The sequence below is a fragment of the Mariniflexile sp. AS56 genome (assembly GCF_030552475.1).
In the GTDB taxonomy this organism is placed as follows: Bacteria; Bacteroidota; Bacteroidia; order Flavobacteriales; family Flavobacteriaceae; genus Mariniflexile.
Genome location: NZ_JAUPED010000007.1, coordinates 99,587 through 124,780, shown reverse-complemented (window position 1 = coordinate 124,780; position 25,194 = coordinate 99,587). Strand labels below are relative to the sequence as shown.

The window sequence follows — 25,194 nt, the reverse complement described above, 5'->3', positions numbered from 1 at the left end:
TGTTAATCTTCAAAAGAGACTCATAATTTCTTATAAAATTTTTATATTTATCTAGGTTGGCATTTTTGTAATTTAAATAAATTCTCTATTCAAAAATTGATTTAGCTTCCTTATAAATTCTCTCAAAATTAGCTTCCAAATCAGCCTTTGAAAATTGATTAGACTCTTTAGGAAGCGCTCTTTCAATATTCTGTAATTTAAACTGAACTTTTTTATCCTTTCCATCAGCATACGTTATAAACTCACCTTGTTTCAGCCTAAAAAAAACATCTGCCCTAATTTTTGGAATTTCCTTTTCTCCCGTTGTTATCCTTGTATCAAAATCTAAATTGTGACCACGACTCACGCTTTTTGTGGAATCTTTCACAATCTCAAAAAAGCGTTCGTAATATTTTGCGGTGTCTGGATCGTTGACTTTGCCGAAGAATTGATAAGAGAGATTACTTAAAATCGCTTTGCTGGCTTTATCTCCATACATCATATCATTCTGAATCTTATCCTGCATCACATATACGGTAGAAATGTTATAACTCCGCAATGTTGCAGGAATACGGTGCATATTCAGCAATCGAATGGTAGGTGCTTCTTCCATTAATAGAAAAGACGGTTTAGAATTTCGAACACTCATTTGTTTGGTAATCGTGTGAATGATGGTAGCAATCACTGGCGAATAAGACGTTTCAAATTTGGGGTTATTTACTACAGAAATAACACAGGGGTTTTCAGGGCTGTTTATATTTAGAGGTACTTCATCTGCCGATAATACCATAAAAATACGTTGTGTACTAATTCGTTTCAGTGCATTCGCTAAAGTACTTTTTACACCTGCGGTTTGTCGTTCCGAATCTTTTCCGCTAATAAAGGCATCTGCCATAGCTCTGGAAGTAGTGTTGTTTTCTAAAAACTTAATAAGGCTATCGGTATCTAAATATTGATAAATCGCAATCAAATGCGGTAATGTACAGAATTTCGGATAACTTGTTTTCAATTTCCAAATAAGCCCACCTATCAAGCCTTCCGCCGCGTCATTAAAGAATTTGGATGTGCCTGATGTTTCAGATTCACGCTGTTCCAACAAATTTTCAATCAACACCCTCGAAACTTCATTAACGCTTTCCTCGTTCTCCACATAACGAGGCGCTATGGGGTTTACCCGATGTATAATTTTATCGAAGGAAATAGTTTTAAAAGGCATATCACTCTCTTTGAAAAGTGGGTATGCCATTTCGGTCAATTCAAAATCTTTGTAATCATGGATAATTCCGCAAAAGCTTTCTTTCCGGAAATGTTTTAAAAATCCATAAACCACGCTTTCGGTCTTTCCACTTCCAGCAGAACCTATGACCGATGCACCACGTTTAATATTTTCTAATTTGAAATTTCCGTTGTCGGTAGTAAAATTCACTTGATATTTTTTATCTCCGCTTCTAGAGGCATCTACCTTATGTAGAAACACATACATTCCTACGTTAATTAATAGTAGAGGGCAGCCTATAAAGAGTACAATTAAGATAAGTTCGAATTGCTGATTTAAAAATAGCATCAGGATTCCGAGCATTAAATTATTGAGAAAAAAAGCATATTTACTGATTCTGAAAACCACGTAAAATACCCCACTGGACATTCCAACAATAAAAAGCAGTAATAAAAAATGATCTTGTAACATATCCTTAATTTAGATTCCTATAGAACTTGATTTAATCGCCACTTCTGCCCCACGCCGTAGTCTATTAAATATTTTCATAGCCACCTGTGCTTGCGTTACTGGAATACTGGGCATTATTGGAATACCAGCTTTACCCATAATTTTAAAGGCCAATGCTTTCTCATTAGTGGGCAATTTCATCAAGGATGCAAAATATATTTTCGGATTCTTGATAAAATCCTTTCTTGCTTTGTAGGTTTCTGCAAAATTTCTTTGATAGCCGAAGGTCTTATCAAATGTTTTTTCGGCATTCTGAAAAAATGAATCGCGATCAAATCCACGTTTTACTGTTTTTCCGTTTAGTTCAACATCGGAAGCTTTGTATTTGCTTCCCGGAGACAAGCTAAACCTATTGGAAGCATCTTTACGGCTTACAATAATGTGGATATGACTTTGATTTCCCGCCTTTGGCATGCCCTGAACTATGCGCCTCCCGTTTTGCTGATGGGGAGCTTCACGTTCCAATTTTGCTATTTCCATTTCTTTGATCTTCGCATTTCCTTCTAATTTTCCGCTTTCTATTTTACGGATGTCATTTTTTAGCTGAAGTATTTTGGTGGCGAAAGGTTGATTTTCTTTAACTTGAATGTCAGTACCCTTAAAAGTTCTTTCGTGTTCAATTTTTGCATAATATTTAATATCATCCATGGTAAGCGGACGACTGTTGATTTCTCTGTTGAAAGACATCACGTAATCCTTCATCAATTCACGTGTATACTTTTTTAAGTCTTCGCTGCTATTTTGTAATTTGGATAATTCATATTTGGAAGGACTAACCGTAATAGAATAAAATTTGGGCTCGGTCTTCTTCAGTTTAGCTGTATTTCCATCAATATCTTTTACCACTTCCTCGGCGGAAATCTCATCTCCATATTGATTAAAAAAGTTTTCTATATGCTCTTGCTCCAGACTTTGGTTTTCTTTCTCAAGATAACCTACAAAATCTGCGGAACTTTGGGAGTATGTGCCTCCTAATTTTTGTGCTGTTATTGTGATATACATGGTTCTAAAAATTAAAGTGAGTTGGTATCATTCTGTTTTTCACGAAAGCTTACTTCCTTCATTTCTTCGACAAATTTCTTTTCTAAAATCAAAGATTTTTTGGTTGGTGCGTCGGTCTGAAAAAGAGTTTCCATCATGGCTACCGTCGGTTTGGTCTGCGTCTTTTCTATATCCCGAATTATGGCAATTACTGCATTGATGCGTTTCAACAAGTTCGCTTCGATGGTGCGTCCTGTTGGACCAAATTTTTCCTTCGGAGAAATTTCATTGTAAAGGAAAAAATCGAGCATCGCTGCCATCGCTTCTGTATGTGATTTGAAGTGTGTTCTTGAAAATTCTTGAAAACGTATAGCTGTTTCCTTTTTAAATCTAATACCAATAAATGAGTCCATAATTCGCCGTTTTGTCGCAAAATCTTCCCTAAAAATGGATAGTTACAGCCCCTTTGTCGCAAATCGTTGATAGTTAGGAAATTAATACATATTTAAATCACTAATATTCAACTACTTAAAAACGAAAAGGAATCCGAAACATCGCGCAGCGTGTTACCCTCTTGCTATTCCTTTTCGTCACGCGCAAGCGTGACAAAAATCCATTCAATCCGGTTAAAAAACCGATTGCCATTTTCTAGGAAAATGATTTTCCGATATGTTATTTTTTGATGAGTATGGTTATCGGCGAAAGTCGAAAAATGGATAACCATACGTAAATTTGAATGCTAATTTTCAGCAAAATAAAGATACACTTTTTTATTGAATTAAATGATTTGCAAAAAAACACCTCTAAAATTTAGAGGTGCTTGATTATAAAGTTTAGAAAATTAGACATTAAATACAAATTTATAGGAATACAAATTTCGTAATGCTTCTTCCTCTATCATCGTTTCAAAACAAGTGTAATTTTCCCTTACGTATTTGCGAATATCGTCGCCAAATTTACGTTCCACATCTTTTTTTGAAGCCTCCAAAAGTCGGTTTTGAGCTTCCTCGTTTAGGTCTGTAAAATTTAGATATACCATAGCTTTAGATTTTAGTATTCGCTTGGTAACATTAGTGTATCATTCACAAAGAACAATCGTAATTCATCGAGTGGAAAATCGGTAACTCGATAGCCTTGTTTATCCAAAATAGTATCGTCACCATCGGTGTAAATTATCTCTGCTTCATAACCTGTTATAATTTGTTTTTCTTCCGAGAATCTTTTAAAGTCTATGGTAATGAACTCGCTTCGATTCATCAAACTTTTGGCTACCATTGAAGTATCTGTAATGAGCCAATAACAATCTGCCACATTAGCTAAATATTTTAAACCATCTGTAAATCGGGTCCGTAATAATGGGATTTGGTAAAACATTTCTGTACCATGAAAATGTTGTAAACCTGCTTTAATTTCGTTAACTTGTAATTTCATTTTAATTTAGTTTAAAGGGTTAATAATGAAAAAGAGGGCGCATTTTTAGACGGTACGCCCTCTTTGGCTTTTAAGTATTACTTGTCGTTTTTGGTTCCAAGCAGTAGAATTTCATTTGCTTCAATTTCAGTAACATATTGTTTTGTACCGTCTTTGTCCTCATAACTTCGGGATTTCAGTTTCCCAGTAACACCTACTTCCTTGCCTTTGCTTACATATTTTTCAATGATCTCTGCAGTTTTGCCCCAGGCTACAACAGTATGCCAATTGGTTTCCGTTTGCTTTTCGCCTTTGGCATCCTTGTAATACTCGTTAGTTGCTAATGAAAAACGGACAACTTTTTTTCCGCTTTCAAGGTTTGTAACCGTTGGCTCTTGTCCAACATTTCCGATTAACTGTACATGATTTTTTAAAGTACTCATAATAACATATTTAAAGATTAATTAAACCGTATCTGAACCATTCAGAACGTTTATTTTTTTAAATTATTTACTTATTATATCTGGAGCGTTTTCCTTGTTTGTTTTTTTTGGTGCCGCTTCCTTTTTGATGTTTTTGTAAGATTTCATAAGATTCATTTTAGATTTACTTCCCATAGTGCTCTCGCTGTTACCTTTTTTTGTTGCTGATACATTTTCAATATTTGGAATTGATAAGGACTTATAAAAAGTGAAGCGCAGCGAGAACGGTTTATGCAGTCTGTTCAACTTCAAAATGTTGGTATTTTGCTGTCGAAAAAAGGGTATAACGGCGAGGGTGCGGATGCAAGTCTAAAGGCTTTTGTGAAATACAAAAACATAGGAAGCGGTACCAAATGAATAATGGAATTTCCATTTGGCGAACGCTATTCACAGTTTTAGCTCAGGAATGAAGTGTCCCGTTCCAGCGCAGCGGATGGGGTTAACGTAATGGAAAGCTAAAATTGGGGATTGTGTTCAAGACTTTTTAAGGGAAGCTCTTTTTCTGGAATGTAGTTTTTACGGAATGGAAGGAAATGTGCTGAGTGGGTTATGAAAACGGATTATTCTCGTTTAGCAGTATATTAAGCGGACTTAACTTTAAAGATGGAGATTGTAATGGCTATTGATAGCTTCCCGACATTTCTCGGGAATGAGCGGGTAAGTGAAATGGAAATCGGAATCTTTGAAGTTCTGTCCAAGACTTTTTTAATGAAGCGCTTTGCTCGGAATGATGTTTTTACGGAATGCAGGGGAATGGGCTGAACGCTTATTGGAAAAAAACCACTAATAATCAAATTGTTAATTGATGACTATAATTATATTTTTACCAGCAGATTAAGTTAGTAAACTGTATTTTATGTTGATTTCCTTTTCATAAATATTTCAACTTCTTATCCCACTATCAGGCAGAGAATAAAGCATCTTTTAAGCTCAATTCCGCTTTCCAGGCTAAAACAGCGTATGCTTTATCTGTATCGGCGTAAGCAGAAACGACATCGCCCTCTCGACGGTTTACAATTTTGTAATTTAATTTTGTGTTTGAAACCTCTTCAAAAGCATGAATTACTTCTAAAACGGAAGCCCCTTTTCCTGTCCCTATATTAAAAACTTCAAAATTCTCATTGTTGTCAACATAAATCAATGGTTTTAACGTCTTAACAGTAGGTTGCTTAAAGGAATTATTTGAAAGGTCACTTGTGCTTGAATACCTTCATATAAAATATCTACAGTATTTTCGTCTACAGAAGTTAAGCAAGAATATCCAGCTCTACGATTGGCGCCAAGCTCTATCCAATATTTTTCTGGCGAACTATTTCCATCATCATAACTCACTTTAATAGTTTGTCTATTCTACTGTATTTTGAATTTGGATTTGAAAAGAGTTGCACTGATTGTGGTTCCCCGTTTTCATTTTTTACGACCTCGAGCATAACTTAACTCTACTGCCTCTTGCTTAAATATTGTACTGTAATTTCTGTATTGTTTCTTCATGATTTAACGTTAATTTATGTAAATCTGAATCTAGCAACTTTATGTCTGGATAGAGAAAGTCCAATTTTATAAAGCGATTATTTCATTACTCTTTAGAGCAATTTTTGAGATTCAGAGAATTTTATTTATTCTAAATGAAACAGCTCTTCCATTTTCTACATTGCGAACGGCATTTGCAAAAAATAAAAGAACTGTTTTTAAGTGAATATTACAACCTTTTTATGCCATTGAATTGCACCTATTTCTTCTCTGACTCAAGTTCCTTCAACGTCCAATAATCCTTTCTGTCTTTTGATTGTGCTCTGGCGTTTTTAACAAACGTCTTATCAACTCCATCAACATCATTCATAGCCCTAACATAGGTAAGCACATCTGCAATCCATTCATCGCTATTAGAGTTTAATGGCATCATAATACCATAATCGACACCGTCTACAGGCCCAATAAGGCCGTTTAACAATATTTTACTCAGTTTATCTTTGTCATCTCCTATTACCCGAGGACTTCCAATTAACGAAGGCGCTACCAACGCTCCTGCCTCAAGTGGCACTCCTTTTAAATTAATACCATGACAGGTAATACAAAGTTGATTATAGGAATCGTACCCTTTAATAATACTTTTCTTTTCATCTAAACTCCTACCAGCTAAACGCTTTTTTAACTGAGCTAATTTTGAATCGACTTTCTTTAAACTTTCTTTTACAGAATGGGACACAATATCATTGCTTTCATATTTTGCATATATTGCATCAAGTATTTCCGTCGCTTTTTTATCTTTACTATAACGTAAACTTAATGCTAATTGGTTTACAACGTCAATTTCAGGATCTGAAACCAATTTTTCTAAACTAGAAATTATATCCGCATCTCCGGATTTCATAAAGTTTTCACTCAATCTGATAGCAGTAGCTCGTACTCTAGGGTCTTGATCAGCTAGTTTTTCTTTAATTAAAGCTTTGTCAACGTTATCCAAACCCTCTAGCGTCCAAAGTACCGTTACACGTTCGAGACCTAAATCTTTATCACTACTAAAAAAACGATCAAAAAACGATGAATTATCTCTCGCTATTGCTTGTAATTTTGGAATTACAGACTGATCGTCTTTTAAAATAATTAATTTCTGAGCTGTATTACGATACCAACCATTTTGATGTCCTAAATATTGAATTAATTGCGATGCTTTTTTCCCTATAAGATTTGGTTTTCCATCAGGCTTGATATCTTCGTGAACAATACGATAAATACGTCCTTTTCCAATATTTTTATCTAATTCTTTACGAATAATTACAGGACGAAGCGAACTTCCTTCTTTTGTCCAGTTACTTTCTTGAATAATTCCACGATACATATCAACAATATAAAGCGCACCATCTGGGCCTGTTTTGGCTTGTATTGGTCTAAAGTTTAAATCCGTAGAAGCCATAAATTCCGTTTTATCATAAGCATTATATAATACTCGCTTACCATCTTCTACTTTTATTTTAGCTCGACGAATTAAACGCCCAACAGGTTCTGGGATAAATAAATCACCATAAGTTGAAGGCGGCAATTTATGTCCGCGGAAAATTTCCTGTCCCGCAACTCCTGTAAAGCGATTTAATGTATTATCTCCACGTAAACGTTTAGGCCCACCTTGCACATCTGGAGTACCAACTATTGGCCAAGGCTCCATAAAACCTTCAGAAAGCCTTCCTTTAGGATTATAGTCTCCATAAACGGCCGGTTGTTGAAAACCGTAACCTGGATTTTCACTACCAGCAGAAGCATAGTACATAACCCCTCTATCATCTTGAGTTAATCCCCATTGACCTCTTGGCATATTATCTAAAGAATCGACAATAACTTCATTTTTTTTGAATTTAAAACGGATGGGGTTATAAGTTGTGTATACCCAGTTATCCAAATTCCAAATAAGTCCACTTTGTTGATGTTCTAAATTTCCACCACGACGCTCTGGATTATAATATACGCGTTCTTTTTTATCAGCAACACCATCGCCATCTGTATCTTTATAACTCCACAAGTCGTATGAATAGGTTTCGTTTACTATCAACTCATTTTCTAGAGGTAAAATCATTCTTGGCAAAACCAAGTTATCTATAAATACAGTGCTCTTATCCATTTTACCATCACCATCTGTATCCTCAAGCAATTTTATTTTACTAATAGATCTATCGGTTCCTGTACCGTCAACATCCTGCATATAGGTATTCATCTCTGCAACATACATACGCCCGTTACCATCCCACGCAATAGTTACTGGCTCATCTATCATAGGTTCGCTTGCCACTAACTCCACTTTATAACCTTCAGGTAAATAAAATGTTTTCATACTTTCTTCTGGTGAAAGAAAATCTGAGGAAGCTTCCATTACGATTTCGGGTTTTTCATAAATTTTTTCTGAATACACTTTTTTATCACAATTTAAAAATGCTAAAAAAACTAATAATAGGCAATATTTTTTTTTGTTTATCATGTTATTATTTTTATTGAATGCAATGATGTTAATTATATGTTTTTAACCTCTAAATATTTGAAATTTATTATATATGTTCCCTTATAATTCGCGCAAATTTTATATTTTCTCCATTAAACCCTATTTCGTTAAGTTTTGGTAATGTGAATAAATAGAAGTCATTAGATGACTATATCAATTGTTTTTTTGGTTGCACGAATACAATATGCAAACTAAAGTAACATATTTTTGTTAGGGTACTTATTTACTTATTTATCAAAAATAGCTTCCAACTCCTCTAAAGTTTTGTTTTTAGTTTCAGGAATTTTAAATTTCACATAAAAGTAACTAATGAGACAAATAACCCCATACACCCAAAAAGTACCATATGCACCTAGCATATCATTTAGGGTAGGAAAACTATAGGTAAGTAAAAAACATGCAGTCCATAAGGCTGTTGTAGTAACTGACAAGGCAGCACCACGTATTCTATTTGGAAATATTTCAGAGACTAACACCCAAAATACAGGAGCGAGCGTAAGCGCATAAATAGCAATAGCGACTACTACTAATACAACAAGGAAAAAACCTTGGAAATCAAAAAAGTAAAACAGTCCAATTAAGACATACAATAAACTTAAACCTAATGCCCCTAAAAGCCATAATTTTTTACGACCCCACTTATCAATCACTTGCATAGCAATTAGTGTAAATACTAAATTGACTACACCCGTTAAAATAATAAAAAACAAGGCATCGCTTACTCCATAACCAGCATTTGCAAAAATTTCTTCAGCATAATTAAACACCACATTGATTCCGCACCATTGTTGCAAAAAAGCAAGTATAATACCTATAGAAACAAGCTTACGATTTTTACCTGTAAACAAGCTCTTAAAGCTCACATTTTCGGTAGTAATCTTTAAAGTTTCCGTAATTTGCTGTTGTACTTTTTGTGCGTAATTTTGTCCACCAATATCTACTAGAATTTTTTTAGATTCATCTATTTTATTATGACTAGACAACCAACGCGGACTTTCTGGAATTATAAAAATAAGCACAAAAAACAAAGTCGCTGGCACTAATTCTGCCCAAAACATCCATCTCCAACCTATTTGACCATTCCATGAGTTTACAATATCAATATTAGACATACCTTCTGCGACAATATCCGCAATTAAAAAATTAATTATTTGGGCTGCCAAAATACCAACAACAATGGCTAATTGATTAAGAGAAACTAAACGCCCCCTGTAATTAGATGGAGCTACCTCTGCAATGTATAAAGGTGAAATAGTAGAAGCTAGACCTATACCAATGCCTCCAATAATTCTAAAAATGATAAATAAGTTAAAAGCACTAAACCATCCCGTTCCTCCGGCAGAAATAATAAATAATAAAGCTGCAAGACCTAAAGGTTTTTTCCGCCCAAAACGTTCTGTTATTTTACCTGCCACCATGGCACCAAAAACACAACCTATTAAAGCACTTCCCATGGCCCAACCTTGTAAAGTAGGAATATCTGAAATTTCAAAATACCTTTCATAAAATGGTTTAGCGCCTCCAATAACTACCCAATCATAGCCAAACAGTAAGCCACCCAATGCAGAAATCATTGAAATGGTTAATATGTATTTAAAATTCAATCCATCCGATTTAATCATATTTATTTATTTAAATTATTATTGTTATCTTGGTTTCTACTTCCTATTTGATGAATCCTAATTATTTGTAACTATAGTATTTTATGGCCGTTTTGTAATTTGTATAATGCACATATTTTTCGTTTTCCATCCATAACACCACTTCTGGATCTTCTTTTTTCATATTTCTAGGAATAAATGGACGGATATTGTCTCTTTTAGAATTGCTTGTTATAAGCTCTCTTTTCTCTACTTCTCCCTGAGTATTAAACTTATATCTAACTATTTCAAAAACTTTATTAATCGTTTCTGAAGTGAATACAACATTGGTCTTTAATGGGTTTAAAGTCATCCCACCAGAATAATGAGGCTCTGGTTCTACTTTGTTTTCTGGTGTTTTTTCGAACCATTTCCCAGAATTGCATATTTTCACATCTAGCCAATTATCACCAGTATATTTGGCATAATGGTAGATATGTGTTTCTTCATTTGGATATCTAGCATATAATATAACGGGATTCCCTTTTTCATCTGATGCCAAGTCATAAATCCAGCTCCTTCCTTTTCTTTCATCAGCTTTATAAACAATAGATGCGTCTTTAGGTTCAAAAGGCAATTCGTCTACATTGCATATTTTTGATCCATCTACGCGCCAAAAAGCCTCTTTTTCATAATAAGCATAATAGACTGAATTTAAAGGTTCATTTCTAGGGTGTCCATCTGTGAAAACCATATGGATTTTAGATTTTCCATCAGAATAGTATTTTACATAAGGACGATTTTCTCCATCAAAAGGATAATTAGTAACTACAACTTTTGATTTTGAAAACGTTTTACCATGATCTGTAGACCACATCATGTTTGGCTTGAAGCCAGTCCATCTTCCAAAACAAAATAGCTTTCCAGCTTCATCTTCCAACACAAATGGGTTTGCATAGGTAGTTCGCTTTAACGGGAATTTTTTTAATTCAAAGGAGTCGAACGGATTTATACCAATAAGTTTTCCGAATAAACTATCTTTAGAATTATTTTTCATCTTATGACTACGGATTTTTTCATCAAAGTGTTTGGTATAAAACACCATGGTTTCCCCATTTAATAACTGAACAAAAGCAGGATTAGCATGATCATCTTTATCCAAAGTATCTGCCAAAATCTGTTTTTTTATTTCTCCATTTTCACCAATAAAACCAGCTTCTATGGTTCCATTTTCAGTAACCCAACCTGTTTGAATACCATTTCGATTTCCATGTACATAGATAGCTCTAGGATCTGAAAACCAACACCAAGCTCCATCTTCAGTAAGTGTTTGCATCTTTCCTATAGGAAGTGAGAAATTAGGTTTAAATTCTTTTTTACAAGAATTTAACATTCCTACTAATAAGCAAAATATGATCGTATAATTATTTATTAATATTTTGAACATAAATTTTATTTTATTCTAATTCAAACTTAAAAACGGTTGCCAAATCATCCATTTTGGCATCTGGAATAGTTATAAATACATTATCGGAATCTACTTTGAATTTTGCTTCAACATCGCTACCAAGAAGGGTGACACGCTTTAATTTTGAATACAAAGGGTAACGATGTGGACCCAATATCCTTAAGCCTACTGTTTTTCCTATCTCAGGCTTACCTAAAAAGAAAACATACACTGTTTTTTCGTCTTTAGACCGTGTAAAACGTATATCGTCTGCACTGTACTGAGTTTCCGCAGATTGCCCACCAAAATGTCCATCTGCCACATTCGCATTTCCAAAACCATAAACTTTATAAGGACGTGTACCATATACCGATTCTCCATACGTTTTTAACCATTCCCCTACTTCTAAAACAACATCGCGCTGTTCTTGAGGAATCACCCCATCTTTACGAGGAGAAAGATTCAATAGAACAATACCATTTTTACTCCACACATCAATCATGTTGCGAAGTACTAAATCAGCCGATTTATATTTTAAACCGTTTGTATAGCACCAAGAGCCTAATCCTAAAGTAACATCAGTCATCCAAACCGACTCTGACAAATCTTTTTTCCCCCCTTGTTCAATATCCAGAACACTAAACGCTTTTGGGTAATCGTACTGTTTAGTTACAAGTGCCACCTCTTGTTTCTTTTTATTAGCTTCATTAAAATAATAAGCAGCGAAATCATTTCTATACTGCTCAGGAATCATGTTTAACCAAGAGTCAAACCACACAATATCGGGTGAATATTGGTCTACAACCTCCTTTAACTCTGCAAACCAATAATCGTGAAATTCAGAAGCAGGCATATTGCCATATAATTTTCTTAAATTAGGATCAGTTGAAGCTGTAACAAACTCAGGATTATAAGCAAAATGACTGGTAAACCCTTCCCACTCTGCTGGATTATCAGCATTTCGTTGCAGTGTTCTAGCGTGGTGAAATGTGGTTATAGTTTTCAATCCTTCTTTCTTAAGTTCCTTTAACAATAATCCAGTAATATCTTTTTTAGGACCTTTATCTTTAGAATTCCACGGATTAACTTTACTATCCCACATAGCAAAACCGTCATGATGAATGGCTACCGGTCCTGCAAATTTAGCTCCAGCTTCCTTGAACAATTTAGCCCAATTAGCTGCATCAAAATGCTCTGCCGTAAACATAGGAGCAAAATCGTGATAATTAAATTTAGTAGGATCCCCGTAGGTTTCACGATGATACTTAGCTACTTCATTATCATCAGTTTTATACATATACCAAGGATACCATTCATTCGAATAAGCAGGCACGCTATACAATCCCCAATGGAAGTATATTCCCAATTTGGCATCTACTAGCCACTCTGGTGCATTTACATGATTAGACAATGATTCCAATGTGGGTTTATAAGGTGCTTCTTGTGCATTTAATACCAGTTGTGATAAGCTTATACACATTATAACAATTATTTTTTTCATAATAAATATTGTATTCTTTTTAGTTTGATGTTTACTTTTTATTGAAGGTCGTCGAAAACTTTATTTGTTCGTTCTTTAAATTGGGCCTTAAACAACGATTTAGGATACAAGCCCACTTTATTACTTCCTTCAATAAAACCTTCGGGACCTTCAAAGGGACCGTTCCCTGAAACTTCTCCGAAACACCCTATAGCATAATTTTGAGCTGTTGGAGGTTTTTGCAGTGTGATGGCTTTACCATTAGCATTACAATTCCATAATACTGAGTGAGCTGCGGACCACCCATGTCCATTAGCCCAATTCCCACGATTGTAAAACCCCATTACACGATTGCCTCCTTCGCTTTCTACCCTAGTTTCTGTTTCTTTTAAATTATCAAATAAAAGTCCTTGACTCCATTTTTGATGACCTTCGCTGGCTGTATACGACCTTAAATTGGTACTTTCTACCACAGCAATTCCTGATACTGAAGCTCTCCCATTAGAAACATAACCGTGACGAGCATCGGAAGCTTGACATTTGTAGAATAATATTTGTTGTGAAAATGTGGAAGCGTTAAAATTATAGCGTTGTCCTCCTGTAACTACACCATATGGTTCTAGGGCTTTACTATTAATTACCGAAATCCTAAAAGCCGTTTGAGTCATAATTCCAGATTTCCAAAAATGTAATGTTGAGCAATTTTTCACCCAAGAATCTTCAATTTGACGCAATGCAATAGCGTTTTCTGCATGATTTTTTATATCTGTACGGCCAAGCGTATGAATATCTATACGTAAATCTTCTATACCAATATGTGTTAATAATCCTTTTCTATTGTATTTATAGATAAAACTTTGTGATAGTTTTTTGTCTAAATGATTAAATATAGGAGCGTCAATGGTTATTTGATTTCCATCAATTTTCTTAATAAACCTATTATACAATAATGGTAATTCTCCTTCATGCCAAAATTTAGTTTTATCATTATTAACCCCCCAATCATTCGCCTCTAACCATTTTTGAGTACAGGGATGATTAATAATAATATTATCACCAACCTGATAAAGTGATGGGTTATCAACTACAAAAGTAAAATCGCCTACTTGAACAAAATCACTCGTAATAAAACTACGTGTACCCCATTCCCAATCATCATCCAACTCATTATTTTTGTTACCTCCTGCTATCAATACCGTTCTATTTTCAGGTGCATCGCCTAAAGCATTAATTACTGTGTTTTTTACTGCATCTGCACCATCTCCTTCACCTCGAAGTACAACGCCACTATAGTTCAGGTATAAAGTCCCGTGCACACTATAACTACCTGCCTTTAGTAACAAAGCACCTCTAAATCCATTTTCATTTAAAGGTAAAGCACCTACTTTATCTATGGCTTCCTGAATGTGCTTTGTATTATCACCAGATATCGATTTTATTGAGAGAACAACAGGAATTTCCGGAATAGCAACTTCACTGTTTTTATACCCTGAATAACTAAAATCAGGTATTCTATTTCCTTGTTTATCTGCTACATATTCAAGTTTATCATTATTATAATAAACTCTTGATGATTGCCAAGCTCCTTTAGGAATTTGTTGTCCACACACTGTTAATGTTAGATAAAAAGCTACAATAATAAAAACTCTCTTAAGGATTCTGTTTAGGTGTGCTATTTTCATTTAATATAATTTAGTAAGTAATTGCATTCAATCTTTTTTTTCTATTTAGGGCTTCAAGATAATAATAATCCGCATACACAATGGGTTCATCTATTTCTGAATTTCTAGGCCAATTTCCTGTAGAATGCGATAGCAAAAAACCATATTTTGTTCCTTTTTTATTCAAGTATTTTTCAGTAGATAATGATTTTAACATAGTATCAGCAACTTCTAAATATTCTATACTATTCTTTGAATACCCAGCAAGTTCATACAAACCTGAAGCTATAATAGCGGCAGCAGAGGCATCTCTGGGTTCGTTAGGTAATTTAGGAGCATCAAAATCCCAATAAGGAATTTTGTCTTCTGGTAAATTTTTGTGAGATAGAATGAATTTAGCAATGCGTTCTGCTTGTTTAAGATATGCTTCATCTTTTGTGGCGCGATACATGACTGTAAATCCGTACAAACCCCAAGCTTGCCCACGAGACCAAGCTGATTCGTCTGCATAACCTTGGTTGGTTACTTTTTTTATAATCTCTCCTTTTTCGGGTGAATAATCTACAACATGGTATGACGAATTATCACCTCTAAAGTGATTCTTAAGTGTTGTATTTGTATGATTTATTGCGATATTTTTATAGTAAGGATCGCCTGTTTCCTGACTTGCCCATAGCAATAATTCCATATTCATCATATTATCTATAATAACAGGAAATGTATACAGTGAAGTACTATGATCCCAAGAACGAATACTTTTTAATGTTGGATTATACCGACTCGCTAATGATTTGGCTGTTTGAATAAGAATATCTTTATATTTAGAACTACCCGTTGTTTTATACCCATGGCCATAGCTGCAATACATCATAAAACCAACATCGTGTGTGCCCGTATTAAACTGCTCGCTTTCTAAATACTCCGTGTACTTTATGGCTCTTTCTTTCCATATAGCGTTGTCTGTTAAATCATACATCATCCACAATTCACCTGGAAAAAAGCCACTTGTCCAATCGTCTGAAGGCACCATCACCAATCCTTTTTCATCTATAGATCTTGGTAATAAATTATCTTCTTGATATTTCTCAACAATGCCATAATGATAACTTAATTGCTTTTCTGTTTTTGAAACAACAGCTTCTAAATTGAACTCTTTTGATGGTTTCGTTTTACAGCTATATGTAACGACACAAACCAAAACTATCATTGACAATCTTAATTTTCCTTTTAAATACGACATAATATATTTTAATAATTTTATTTTTTCAACTTCAAAACTAAGACTGGAATGCATGTTTATTAATAGATATTTATATTCTCAGATTAATTGATTTTTAATAAGTTTTAGGCTAATTAACCTATCACAAGCAACCTCATTCATTATAAATTTTGGTTTATTTTCCTGTAGTTATAATTAATATTATTCTTTGCTGCTCCAAGGTGATGCTGTTCTTGAAAAAATAAAGTTTCAAAACATTTTTTAGCATTTTCATCATCTTTTCCTTTATACCCCAATGCCATCATGTAATAACAATGTGCATCGTTTTTTTGGTTTAAGTTTTCTTCCCACACCATTAAATCTGGTAATGACACTGCAAAATAATCAACACTTACAGTATCGTCTAAATGTACTTTACCAAATTCAATAAGCTTATCAAATCTTGTATAAGCTTCGTCTGGCTTTCCTAATTTTAACAATGCTAATCCTTGATAATAAATAGTATCCGGTTGTTGATCATTATAAAACCAAGCTATTGCAGGATCGCTTAAACCCTGTGATGCTTTAGTCCAGTACTGATACGCATTTTCATTATCGCCTAACTTTTCATGCGCACAGCCCAACCAATAATCGATCTCATTTTCTTGTGCACCATCTAATTTTCCTTCTCCTAAATTGTGAGGAAACACCTTCGAAGCTTCTAAATAATTTATGGCTACTTTATAATTATCTTCTTGAAAAGCTATTTGAGCAAGTCCTAATAATGCGGTAACGTATGCTGTAGTAACTTTACCTTCTCCACCTTCCCATGGATGAAAAATTCTTTCATTTATAAGCGAATGTGCATATTGAAAATTTCTACTTAATATATTTAAATAAACCCACTCAATGTACAAATCATCTCGTTTATCTATTAACGCTTTATGTTCATTATAAAATGCCAGTCTAAAATCAATTGATTTATTGAACTTTTTGTATAATTGATCCAATTCCATAAAAACCCTTGCGTCAGTTAAATCTAAATGAAATGCGGTTTCCATAGAAACTTGTGCTTTTTCAAAAGCATGAGATTTATTGAAATATGCCAAAGCCAAATTTCTATGGGCAGTGGCAAATGTGCCATCGTTTAGAACGGATCGCTCCCAGCATATTATAGCATCGTCATAACGCTTAGCATTATAAAATAAATTCCCTAAATAATATGGCGCTTTGGCGCACTCTGGACATAGTTCCATGGCTTTATTTAAAGCATGAACGGCTTCTAATCTATTTGGAAAGCAATAATCTGGAATACAATTTTCAGCTTCACTAACAACTTTTTTAGCGTTATTATCATCTCCTAAAAGGCTCAAAAACCATGCTTTAAAATACTGAGCCATAGGATAGACAACCGTTTGCTGATCAATTCCTAAATCAATAATTTGGATAGCTTCTTTATATAAACCTGCATCGGCATAGTCCAAAGAAATTTCAATATAGTTTTGAATATCGTCTCTACTTAAGGTTACTAGAGCATCTTTTGCTTTCGTGTCTCCTAAAAGATATTTCTCAAAATAAACGCCATAATTAAACAAATCAATCGCTAATGAATCCTCTATTAAAGTATTGGCTTCAACTTGTTTTCCTAATTTTCTTAGAATTGCTACTTTTAAGTGCCTCGCTTTATGGTTATGCCAATTTCGAACTAAAGATCTTTCAACGGTATCTAAGGCTAAAACCCAATCACCACGTTTTGCATCAATTAAAGCTATTTGAAAGTAACCTGCATCCATAAATGCGGCATTCCATACCGATTTGTAAAAAGCATCATATGCCTTATCTATTTTACCTTGATAGCGTAATGCCAGCCCAAGATTAAACAAGGGTTCTCCATCATAAGGGTTCGGATTACGTTGTAACTGTCTATTATAGGCTTTTAAAAAATGTAGTTCTGATTCTTCAAAATTACCACTGCGTAACAACATTAAACCTATCGCATTATTACAACGTATATCATCAGGATCTCTTTTTAACGCCTCTTTATAGTAAGGTAAAGGACTGTAAGTAGCATGCCTATATTGTTCTAAATGCTGACCATTTAGAAATAGCTCCTCATTAGTCTCAATATTTTCAGGTTTTTTTGCGGCTGTTGCTGCTTTAGGGATTTCTTTATGACCCTCTTCGGTTATCTTCCAATCGATTAATGTAATACCCGACTTAGCCTCAATGACAACCTCATAATCAGATTTTTTTAGTTTTTTATTTAAATCTATTTCTCTAGAGTAACTAATGCCTGGTTTAAAACTAAATTTTTCTTCAAATACTATTTTTCCTTGGTTATATATTTTTATAGATGCATCGGGAAACACGCCCGTAGCATATGCTTTAATAGCCATTTCTCCTTCAAGAAATTCAATATTTAACATAGCATCTTTAGAAGCATTTTTTACAACGCCTATATCTTGATACGGCATAAAGTATTGAGTAAAAGACTTTTGTTCGTATGGCATCAACCAAGAGAAATCGGGTTGATTATCTGTATACACACCACACATTAACTCTATATATGGCCCGTTTTTGTCTGTAAGATTTCTATCCCAAGCTCTACCAAAATCACCATCACCCCACGTCCATTGTTTCTTTCCTGGAGATACGTGATGATTGGCTACGTGCAACAACCCGCCTTTAGAATCATGTTCAAAGCCTCCAACAAAATTGTAGTCAGATTTTATAGCCATGTAAGATGTAGGTACAGGGATATTCTTATATCTAGAAATATCGGTTCCCGGAGAATAATCGAACTTATAATAAATCCCTTTAGCTATAGGGAATTCTGATACATCACGTTTTCCATGATCAAACACCGCATTTACATCTGGTGGAAATACCGATTGATAATCATCATTAACCGCTACCGCAGGGTTTGCCCACCATAAAAATGTTTGAGGTTGCGAGGTTCTATTATATAATTTTACATTAATTTCTAAATAAGCTTTATCCGGGTACAACCTAAAACCAGCCATACCTTTCGTTCTTGACATGCGTTCAATCTCATTACACCAAACGGTTTTACTACCATCTTCATGCGCTTCGATACTAAAATCAACAGGACTATAAGTACTTGGACGATGATGCTGTGGCCAATTGAACTCAATTCCTCCAGAAATCCAAGGCCCCGTTAACCCAACAAGTGCTGGTTTTATAACCTCATTATAATAAACAAAATGTCTCTTTTTTACTTTATCATATGCCATCTGGACACGACCACCAAGTTCAGGCAATATCATTATTTTGACATAATCATTCTCTAGATAGCAAGCTATCCACTCCTTATCAATTTTGGTATCACTTATTTTTTCGACAACCGGAAAAGGATACACCTTTCCACTAGCTCCTTGATAAATTCTTTTTTCTAAGAATATTGGATTTTTTTCAGCAGCTCCCACTTCATAAGTTGGGATTATTACTTTTTCAGACCAAGCTTTTACTTCCATATTAATTTATTTCTCGGATTTTTGAACGAACGATATAGTTCGCTTTTAAAAAGTTAAAAATAGCGTATCCCTTTACAACTCGCTTCTTCATAAATTTCAAATTATGGTGAGAAATTGTTCAACAGCATTTAAAAATACCAATGGCATACTCTTTATGTGAATAAAACTTAAAATCAGATGTCTCTATTCAAAGTTTGAAAAACAATAAATGGTTTTAAAACGAATGTTATGGAACCATATCGTTAATTTTTGATTTATGTCTACTTTAACAACACCCTCAAGTGTCTTTAAATATTTATTATTTTGATAACCCTCAAGATTTAATAGTGTATTTGATTTACTCAAGCCATTAAGCATTACATTCCTTCAATTAAGCTTAGAAATCACTAAAGAACGATTTATTACCATAATTTGAAAGATATACCTACCATGAAGATCATTAGATTGTTCCATTTTTGTTATTAGTAGCGTAAATCATATCTTGAAGTTATTTTGTCTTTTTTTCATGTCTTCAAGATGGTCAAAGTAAGTTGTTTTGAGAAACATAGAGACCACAATCGAGTGCTTCAATTTCTAAAAAAACCTATAGTAAGATTAGAAATTGTACCATAACCGCTATAGTCAAGAAAGGGAGCTTTAAACCGAAAGCGGCTATTTACAAATTATTCACAATCCCTGCTATAAGGAAAAATAGGTGTGTAATGAAACTATTTACCTGTTGAAAATTTGTTTTATGGTACTATATAGTATTACAAAACCACTTTTTACCATTAATGCAAATAGATTAAAAAAATATATACTTAAAAGTCAAAATGACTACTAAATTATGATCACATATGAAATCAACCTTTTTACTATTTTTATTCTTAAATATGAGTTTGCTTATTTCTTGTAACAAAAATTCGAAAAACGGAATGGACTCTTCTGGAAAAACAAATCACGACAGTAGCTTAGAGCAAAGTATATCGAAAGACCATTTAGATTCTCTAAACATTGAGGTAAAGAAAGCTTTTGCTCAATTAAGGCCACAATCTATTCGTCCTGCGGAAGGATATATAAAATACGACTATTTAATTCCCGCCGGATTTTACAAACAAATGTGGGATTGGGATGGTTTTTATATCGGGGCTCATTTAATGAGTATTGGAAAACCAGAATATCTTAAATATTGGGTATTAAATTTTGCGTCATCAGCAGACGAAGAAGGTTACGTTCCTGGTTGTATAACAACCAAAGGTCCAAGACCTTTATTTGGAAAATTTGCCATGAAACCATTCATAGGTCAGGGCACTTATTTAGCTTCAGAAAAATTAAACGATTATAGTTGGATTACCCCAGATGTATATACCCAAATAAAAAGCATAATCAAGTATCGTGAAAATATAAGTTTAGATTCAACATACGGATTATTCTATTGGGATGATGCGATGTCAAGTGGAGGTGATAATAATGTGGTACTAACAAACGATAAAAATCAACCAGGTGCTATTTAAGCAGTAGATTTATCTGCATTTATGTATCGTGAATATATGGCAATGAAAAAGGTGGCTACCAATCTAGGCCAAACCGATGACGCATATAGCTATGCTGTTAAAGCCAATACATTAAAGACAAACATACAGAAACACCTTTGGGACGATGAAGCAAAAAGTTTCTGGAATATGTATAGAACAGGAAGACTATATAAACGTGTAAGCTATTCAAACTTCATAGCTTTAATGGATTCTGATTTATTAAGTCAAGAAAACGGCAGAGAAATGATTAAACGTTATTTATGGAATGAAGACCATTTACTGGCAAAATACGGTTTACGATCACTTTCTAAACAAGACCCTGATTATAATAACGAAAACATTATTGTGCCTTACTCCAATTGGCAAGGTCCCGTTTGGCCTGTAGCGAATTACATGTATTATGTAGCACTTAAAAATTATGGTTTTACAGAAGAATGTAAACAATTGGCATCTACATTAGGAACATTAGTTTTAAATGATATTGCTACTTGTGGTTCAATGCACGAGAATTATCATGCCGATACTGGTGCTACTTTAGCTCCTACAGCAAACCAATCTAAAGGCGGAATTTTCACTGGTTTTGTTGGTTGGAATTTATTAGTACAAAATATACTTATGGGAGAAGCCGAAAATACCCCTTTATTATTGGAAGTTAACTAATATTTTAAAAATGAAAAATACAATATTCCAAAAATCTATAGCCGTATTACTACTAACTTTAGCCTTTTTTTCTTGTAATGAAAATAAAACACTAAATTATACAATACCTGAAACCAAAGCTATTCAGCCATTAAAAATTGTTAAAGATAGTATTAAGGTTGAAGGCGATTTAGGAAACTTTAAAGTACATAAAGAGATCACAGAAGAAGCTGACGGCATCCAACTAATTACTTTTACATTTACAGCCAACACACTTTCAGAGTTACAGCCAGCCACTATAAAATTCAGCTTTCCATCATTAGCTATTAATGGGTATTGGAATCCAAAAATAGCAATCGATAAAGTAAATTATTACCACAGTGGTTTTTCAGCAAAAGCATCAGGAAATGCTCCAATTTTAGCATTTTATGACAATGCGTTAAACAATCGTATAACAATAGCATTATCCGATGCCTTAAATAAATCGGAATTTATAAGTTATTTAAAAGAAGAAGACGTTCACTTTTACCCTAAAATAAAACTCTTTGATGAAAAATTACCTAAGACTAAAGAATATAAGGTTCAATTACGAATAGATACCCGAACAATTCCATATTATAAATCTATAGACGATGTAGCCAGTTGGTGGGCAAATAATACCTCCTATAAACCAATGCAAGTACCTGATGAAGCTAAAAAACCAATGTATTCTACATGGTATAGTTATCATCAAAATATTACTAGTGAAGAGATTATAAAGGAATGTAAAATAGCAAAGAGTTTAGGCTGTGGCGCCGTCATTGTAGATGATGGTTGGCAAACAAAAGATGGAAATAGAGGGTATGCTTATACTGGAGATTGGAATCCAGATCGTATTCCTGATATGAAAGAACTTGTGGAAGCAGTTCATAAAGAAGACATGAAATTTTTATTATGGTATTCTTTGCCGTTTATGGGAGAAAAAGCCAAAAACCATTTGAAATTTAAAGGAAAGTATCTGCAATATTGGAAAAGCCAAGGAACTTATGTGCTTGACCCTCGTTATCCAGAAGTGCGCGAATATATGATCAACACTTATGTAAAAGCAATGCAGGAGTGGAAACTTGATGGTTTTAAGCTTGATTTTATTGGTTGGTTTACAGCAACAGAAGATACTCAATTAACAAAAGCAGATGGAAGAGATTTCGCCAGCGTAAATAATGCAACAGATGCATTAATGACCGAAATAACTCAAAAATTAACCTCATTAAAACCAGAAGTATTAATTGAATTTAGACAACCTTATATAGGACCATTAATGCGCAAATATGGTAACATGTTTAGAGGCATCGATGCACCAAATAATGCTGTTGCTAATAAAGTTGAAGTCACTAATTTACGTATTATGGCACAAAATACAGCCGTACACAGCGATATGTTTATTTGGCGACCAGAAGAAACGGTAGAACAAGCGGCGCTTCAAATTTTAAATATTTTATATAGTGTGCCTCAATTGTCTGTAAAGTTAGATAACATTCCCGAAGAACATTTAAATATGATTCGCTATTGGTTTAATTATTGGAACAAAAATCGAGAAGTATTAATAGACGGCACGTTTATACCCTCAAATCCAGGAGCAAATTATCCATCATTAACAGCAATAAATAATAAGCATCAAATTACCACAGTTTACGAAAATGTTGTTATTGAAGTTCAAGATGAAATGACACGACTAGACATTATAAATGCAAAAGCAACTACTAGCGTCACGTTTCAACTACAAAAAGATTTTAAAGGTATTTTAAATGTTATAGATTGCAAAGGCAAACATTTGTTTGAAAAAGAAATTGAATTAAGTAAAGGAACTAATACCTTGAACATTCCAGAATCTGGAATGCTTATTTTAAAATAACACTATCCTCAAATATCTGTAAATTAAAAAGGTTTAAACTATAAATAGTTTAAACCTGTTTTTGCTTTTTTAGCATATTTATAAATACTCTGAGCTAATTTATTTGAGCCATTTTACAAAGCCTGTGCTGCCTTACTTGAGATAGAAACTTTAAAGCTATCTAGAGTCAATTAAGCATGGTATTCGGCATTTATTATATTGAAACAACGTGAGACAGGACGTATCAAATTGTAAACATCAACAAGTCAACGACATACCATTCATATATACCATATTTAAAATCTTGAGTTAAACTTTAATTGTATCTATTAGCATTGAGTTAATAGATAACCTCAACGCATTGACTATAGTTTTTTTCCAATGTCTTGTTTTAACATAATAGTAAGTCTGGCGAGCGCAAACATGGATGCCGCTTTACTCTCCTTTGGAGGGAAATTTAAATTGTCTTCTTTCGTATAAAGTTGTCCAGTTGTTGATCGAGATTGCATCCACAGCATATAATCTGCACGCGTATTAGCCCATTTTACTGCTGAAATATCCACCAAATTATCTAAACCCATAACAGAACATTGAACGTCAAACATAAAAAAATTATCAACTAAATTCACTGACCAATCTGTACCGTTTGGGTAATAAACCGTTGCATGAAGTGTGTTTGAGTCACGTCGGTAAATTGTTCCTCCTGGAGCTTGATAAGGAGGATTCTGCCATTTAAAATCTATAAGTTGTTTATATACATAGCTCATATTCCAATATGCGGCCTGCAAGCCTTTTTGGTTTGCTAAAGTAAAAACCAATGGGTTCCATAAATTAATGTTTGCAGCAGCTGTATAATAAGGATGTATACGATTATGATTATAAACATAACCATCTTCATGCATATTCCATCCAGATATCCAATGATTTATAGGCTTACCATCAATAATTGGATTATTGGATAAATCAGATTCACGAGAATACGCCGAAAGCATCCATTGGCTAGCTCGCTCTTTCCACCATTTTGCATTTTCATGTTTTGGCATTGTAGCCAAAGCCAAAGTCAAAATGTTTGCATTCCAAGCATTTTCTTCGGCCTTGGTATCATTGGTGCAATCGTTACAATATGGAGGTTCTTTATTAAAATTATTAGCTTCCATAACAATCATTTTCAGTAACTGTTCTTCTGTTTCCGTGTCTAATAAATCTAAAGAAAGCCATGCACCAAAACCACTATAAAATGCCCAGTGAGCGCATTGCCAACAATTTCCCCATTTGCCTCCGTTGGCTTTATGCTCTTTTAAAAGTGATTTAATTAAATTTGTTTGTATTTCTTTTGCTTCAATATTAGATATTCCTACAATTTTTTCATCATAGATATTAATTGATAGTGCAATACCTAGCGCCATAACTGTTTGTGCTGGTGGACGTATTGAATGTTCGCTAACGCCATTAAAAATGTATAAACCAAGAGAATCCTTTTTCATTGTTGAGAATGAATTTTAATGAATTATTTGTTAGTTTATTAATTTTTAAGGTTAGAGTGTCTTCTGTGCTTTCTAAATTTAATTTATTCCATTGTGGAAGAACTTGTCCAAATACATTCATCAGGAAAACTGAAAAAACAGACCAAATAGTAATAAAAATTGTCCTTCTCATTTTTAATAATTTCTTTTAATTTTTAATTTTAAAATATGGCTACAGGTTGAAAATGATTTACGTTGTTACTTTAGATGCAATAGCTAGGT

18 protein-coding genes and 2 pseudogenes are annotated in these 25,194 nt (G+C 33.8%); 3 read left to right on the top strand and 17 right to left on the bottom strand.

What is annotated here, in order from left to right; all coding sequences use genetic code 11:
- Positions 1–85: 85 nt before the first annotated feature.
- From Q5N74_RS10135 to Q5N74_RS10060, 16 genes and pseudogenes are all read right to left on the bottom strand, one after another.
- Entirely contained in the window at positions 86–1,666 is a 1,581-nt protein-coding gene (locus Q5N74_RS10135) for a type IV secretory system conjugative DNA transfer family protein (protein ID WP_304388681.1), read from the bottom strand.
- 9 nt (positions 1,667–1,675) lie between these two features.
- Positions 1,676–2,707: a MobB family relaxase gene (gene mobB / locus Q5N74_RS10130; protein ID WP_304388680.1), complete on the bottom strand. Its 1,032-nt coding sequence runs from the start codon at positions 2,705–2,707 to the stop codon at positions 1,676–1,678.
- Between the two features lie 11 nt (positions 2,708–2,718).
- Positions 2,719–3,099 carry a BfmA/BtgA family mobilization protein gene (locus Q5N74_RS10125; protein WP_304388679.1) on the bottom strand — a complete coding sequence of 127 codons (381 nt, stop codon included), beginning with the start codon at positions 3,097–3,099 and terminating at the stop codon, positions 2,719–2,721.
- Positions 3,100–3,527: 428 nt separating this feature from the next.
- Complete coding sequence (locus tag Q5N74_RS10120) at positions 3,528–3,725, bottom strand: hypothetical protein (protein WP_304388678.1); 198 nt, start codon at positions 3,723–3,725, stop codon at positions 3,528–3,530.
- Between the two features lie 11 nt (positions 3,726–3,736).
- The gene (locus tag Q5N74_RS10115) at positions 3,737–4,117 is read right to left on the bottom strand and encodes a DUF6876 family protein (RefSeq protein ID WP_304388677.1); all 381 of its coding nucleotides are present in this window, start codon (positions 4,115–4,117) and stop codon (positions 3,737–3,739) included.
- A 77-nt stretch (positions 4,118–4,194) separates the two neighbouring features.
- A complete protein-coding gene (locus Q5N74_RS10110) occupies positions 4,195–4,539 on the bottom strand; it encodes a single-stranded DNA-binding protein (protein ID WP_304388676.1) in 345 nt (114 codons plus the stop codon).
- 63 nt (positions 4,540–4,602) lie between these two features.
- Complete coding sequence (locus Q5N74_RS10105; RefSeq protein WP_304388675.1) at positions 4,603–4,830, bottom strand: hypothetical protein; 228 nt, start codon at positions 4,828–4,830, stop codon at positions 4,603–4,605.
- A gap of 649 nt (positions 4,831–5,479) precedes the next feature.
- A pseudogene (locus Q5N74_RS10100) lies at positions 5,480–5,728 on the bottom strand (UDP-glucose 4-epimerase GalE); the annotation flags it as partial.
- Positions 5,725–5,910 (bottom strand): sialidase family protein, encoded by a 186-nt coding sequence (locus Q5N74_RS10095; RefSeq protein ID WP_304388674.1) that lies wholly within the window; start codon positions 5,908–5,910, stop codon positions 5,725–5,727. The pseudogene Q5N74_RS10100 and the gene Q5N74_RS10095, both read right to left, overlap by 4 nt.
- A gap of 397 nt (positions 5,911–6,307) precedes the next feature.
- Positions 6,308–8,545 carry a c-type cytochrome gene (locus Q5N74_RS10090; protein ID WP_304388673.1) on the bottom strand — a complete coding sequence of 746 codons (2,238 nt, stop codon included), beginning with the start codon at positions 8,543–8,545 and terminating at the stop codon, positions 6,308–6,310.
- A gap of 248 nt (positions 8,546–8,793) precedes the next feature.
- Positions 8,794–10,188 (bottom strand): sugar porter family MFS transporter, encoded by a 1,395-nt coding sequence (locus Q5N74_RS10085; RefSeq protein ID WP_304388672.1) that lies wholly within the window; start codon positions 10,186–10,188, stop codon positions 8,794–8,796.
- Positions 10,189–10,249: 61 nt separating this feature from the next.
- Complete coding sequence (locus Q5N74_RS10080) at positions 10,250–11,593, bottom strand: BNR-4 repeat-containing protein (RefSeq protein WP_304388671.1); 1,344 nt, start codon at positions 11,591–11,593, stop codon at positions 10,250–10,252.
- A 10-nt stretch (positions 11,594–11,603) separates the two neighbouring features.
- Positions 11,604–13,094 (bottom strand): alpha-L-fucosidase, encoded by a 1,491-nt coding sequence (locus Q5N74_RS10075; RefSeq protein ID WP_304388670.1) that lies wholly within the window; start codon positions 13,092–13,094, stop codon positions 11,604–11,606.
- A gap of 38 nt (positions 13,095–13,132) precedes the next feature.
- The gene (locus tag Q5N74_RS10070) at positions 13,133–14,755 is read right to left on the bottom strand and encodes a hypothetical protein (protein WP_304388669.1); all 1,623 of its coding nucleotides are present in this window, start codon (positions 14,753–14,755) and stop codon (positions 13,133–13,135) included.
- 10 nt (positions 14,756–14,765) lie between these two features.
- A complete protein-coding gene (locus Q5N74_RS10065; protein WP_304388668.1) occupies positions 14,766–15,974 on the bottom strand; it encodes a glycoside hydrolase family 88 protein in 1,209 nt (402 codons plus the stop codon).
- 140 nt (positions 15,975–16,114) lie between these two features.
- Positions 16,115–19,426 carry a DUF5107 domain-containing protein gene (locus Q5N74_RS10060; RefSeq protein WP_304388667.1) on the bottom strand — a complete coding sequence of 1,104 codons (3,312 nt, stop codon included), beginning with the start codon at positions 19,424–19,426 and terminating at the stop codon, positions 16,115–16,117.
- Between the two features lie 836 nt (positions 19,427–20,262).
- On the opposite strand from Q5N74_RS10060, the gene Q5N74_RS10055 reads away from it, so the two are divergent.
- From Q5N74_RS10055 to Q5N74_RS10045, 3 genes and pseudogenes are all read left to right on the top strand, one after another.
- Positions 20,263–20,919: a hypothetical protein gene (locus tag Q5N74_RS10055; protein ID WP_304388666.1), complete on the top strand. Its 657-nt coding sequence runs from the start codon at positions 20,263–20,265 to the stop codon at positions 20,917–20,919.
- A gap of 12 nt (positions 20,920–20,931) precedes the next feature.
- Positions 20,932–21,600 (top strand): annotated as a pseudogene (locus Q5N74_RS10050) (trehalase family glycosidase); the annotation flags it as partial.
- A gap of 10 nt (positions 21,601–21,610) precedes the next feature.
- Complete coding sequence (locus tag Q5N74_RS10045) at positions 21,611–23,470, top strand: glycoside hydrolase family 36 protein (RefSeq protein WP_304388664.1); 1,860 nt, start codon at positions 21,611–21,613, stop codon at positions 23,468–23,470.
- Positions 23,471–23,814: 344 nt separating this feature from the next.
- Here the strand turns inward: Q5N74_RS10045 and Q5N74_RS10040 are convergent, their stop codons facing one another.
- Complete coding sequence (locus Q5N74_RS10040; RefSeq protein WP_304388662.1) at positions 23,815–24,933, bottom strand: hypothetical protein; 1,119 nt, start codon at positions 24,931–24,933, stop codon at positions 23,815–23,817.
- Positions 24,934–25,194 lie beyond the last annotated feature (261 nt).

What these genes read in the sequence shown, in the direction of transcription:
- Q5N74_RS10135 (WP_304388681.1), bottom strand. Translation starts at nt 1,666, where the DNA reads ATGTTACAAGATCATTTTTTATTACTGCTTTTTATTGTTGGAATGTCC.
- mobB (WP_304388680.1), bottom strand. Translation starts at nt 2,707, where the DNA reads ATGTATATCACAATAACAGCACAAAAATTAGGAGGCACATACTCCCAA.
- Q5N74_RS10125 (WP_304388679.1), bottom strand. Translation starts at nt 3,099, where the DNA reads ATGGACTCATTTATTGGTATTAGATTTAAAAAGGAAACAGCTATACGT.
- Q5N74_RS10120 (WP_304388678.1), bottom strand. Translation starts at nt 3,725, where the DNA reads ATGGTATATCTAAATTTTACAGACCTAAACGAGGAAGCTCAAAACCGA.
- Q5N74_RS10115 (WP_304388677.1), bottom strand. Translation starts at nt 4,117, where the DNA reads ATGAAATTACAAGTTAACGAAATTAAAGCAGGTTTACAACATTTTCAT.
- Q5N74_RS10110 (WP_304388676.1), bottom strand. Translation starts at nt 4,539, where the DNA reads ATGAGTACTTTAAAAAATCATGTACAGTTAATCGGAAATGTTGGACAA.
- Q5N74_RS10090 (WP_304388673.1), bottom strand. Translation starts at nt 8,545, where the DNA reads ATGATAAACAAAAAAAAATATTGCCTATTATTAGTTTTTTTAGCATTT.
- Q5N74_RS10085 (WP_304388672.1), bottom strand. Translation starts at nt 10,188, where the DNA reads ATGATTAAATCGGATGGATTGAATTTTAAATACATATTAACCATTTCA.
- Q5N74_RS10080 (WP_304388671.1), bottom strand. Translation starts at nt 11,593, where the DNA reads ATGTTCAAAATATTAATAAATAATTATACGATCATATTTTGCTTATTA.
- Q5N74_RS10075 (WP_304388670.1), bottom strand. Translation starts at nt 13,094, where the DNA reads ATGAAAAAAATAATTGTTATAATGTGTATAAGCTTATCACAACTGGTA.
- Q5N74_RS10070 (WP_304388669.1), bottom strand. Translation starts at nt 14,755, where the DNA reads ATGAAAATAGCACACCTAAACAGAATCCTTAAGAGAGTTTTTATTATT.
- Q5N74_RS10065 (WP_304388668.1), bottom strand. Translation starts at nt 15,974, where the DNA reads ATGTCGTATTTAAAAGGAAAATTAAGATTGTCAATGATAGTTTTGGTT.
- Q5N74_RS10060 (WP_304388667.1), bottom strand. Translation starts at nt 19,426, where the DNA reads ATGGAAGTAAAAGCTTGGTCTGAAAAAGTAATAATCCCAACTTATGAA.
- Q5N74_RS10055 (WP_304388666.1), top strand. Translation starts at nt 20,263, where the DNA reads ATGAAATCAACCTTTTTACTATTTTTATTCTTAAATATGAGTTTGCTT.
- Q5N74_RS10045 (WP_304388664.1), top strand. Translation starts at nt 21,611, where the DNA reads ATGAAAAATACAATATTCCAAAAATCTATAGCCGTATTACTACTAACT.
- Q5N74_RS10040 (WP_304388662.1), bottom strand. Translation starts at nt 24,933, where the DNA reads ATGAAAAAGGATTCTCTTGGTTTATACATTTTTAATGGCGTTAGCGAA.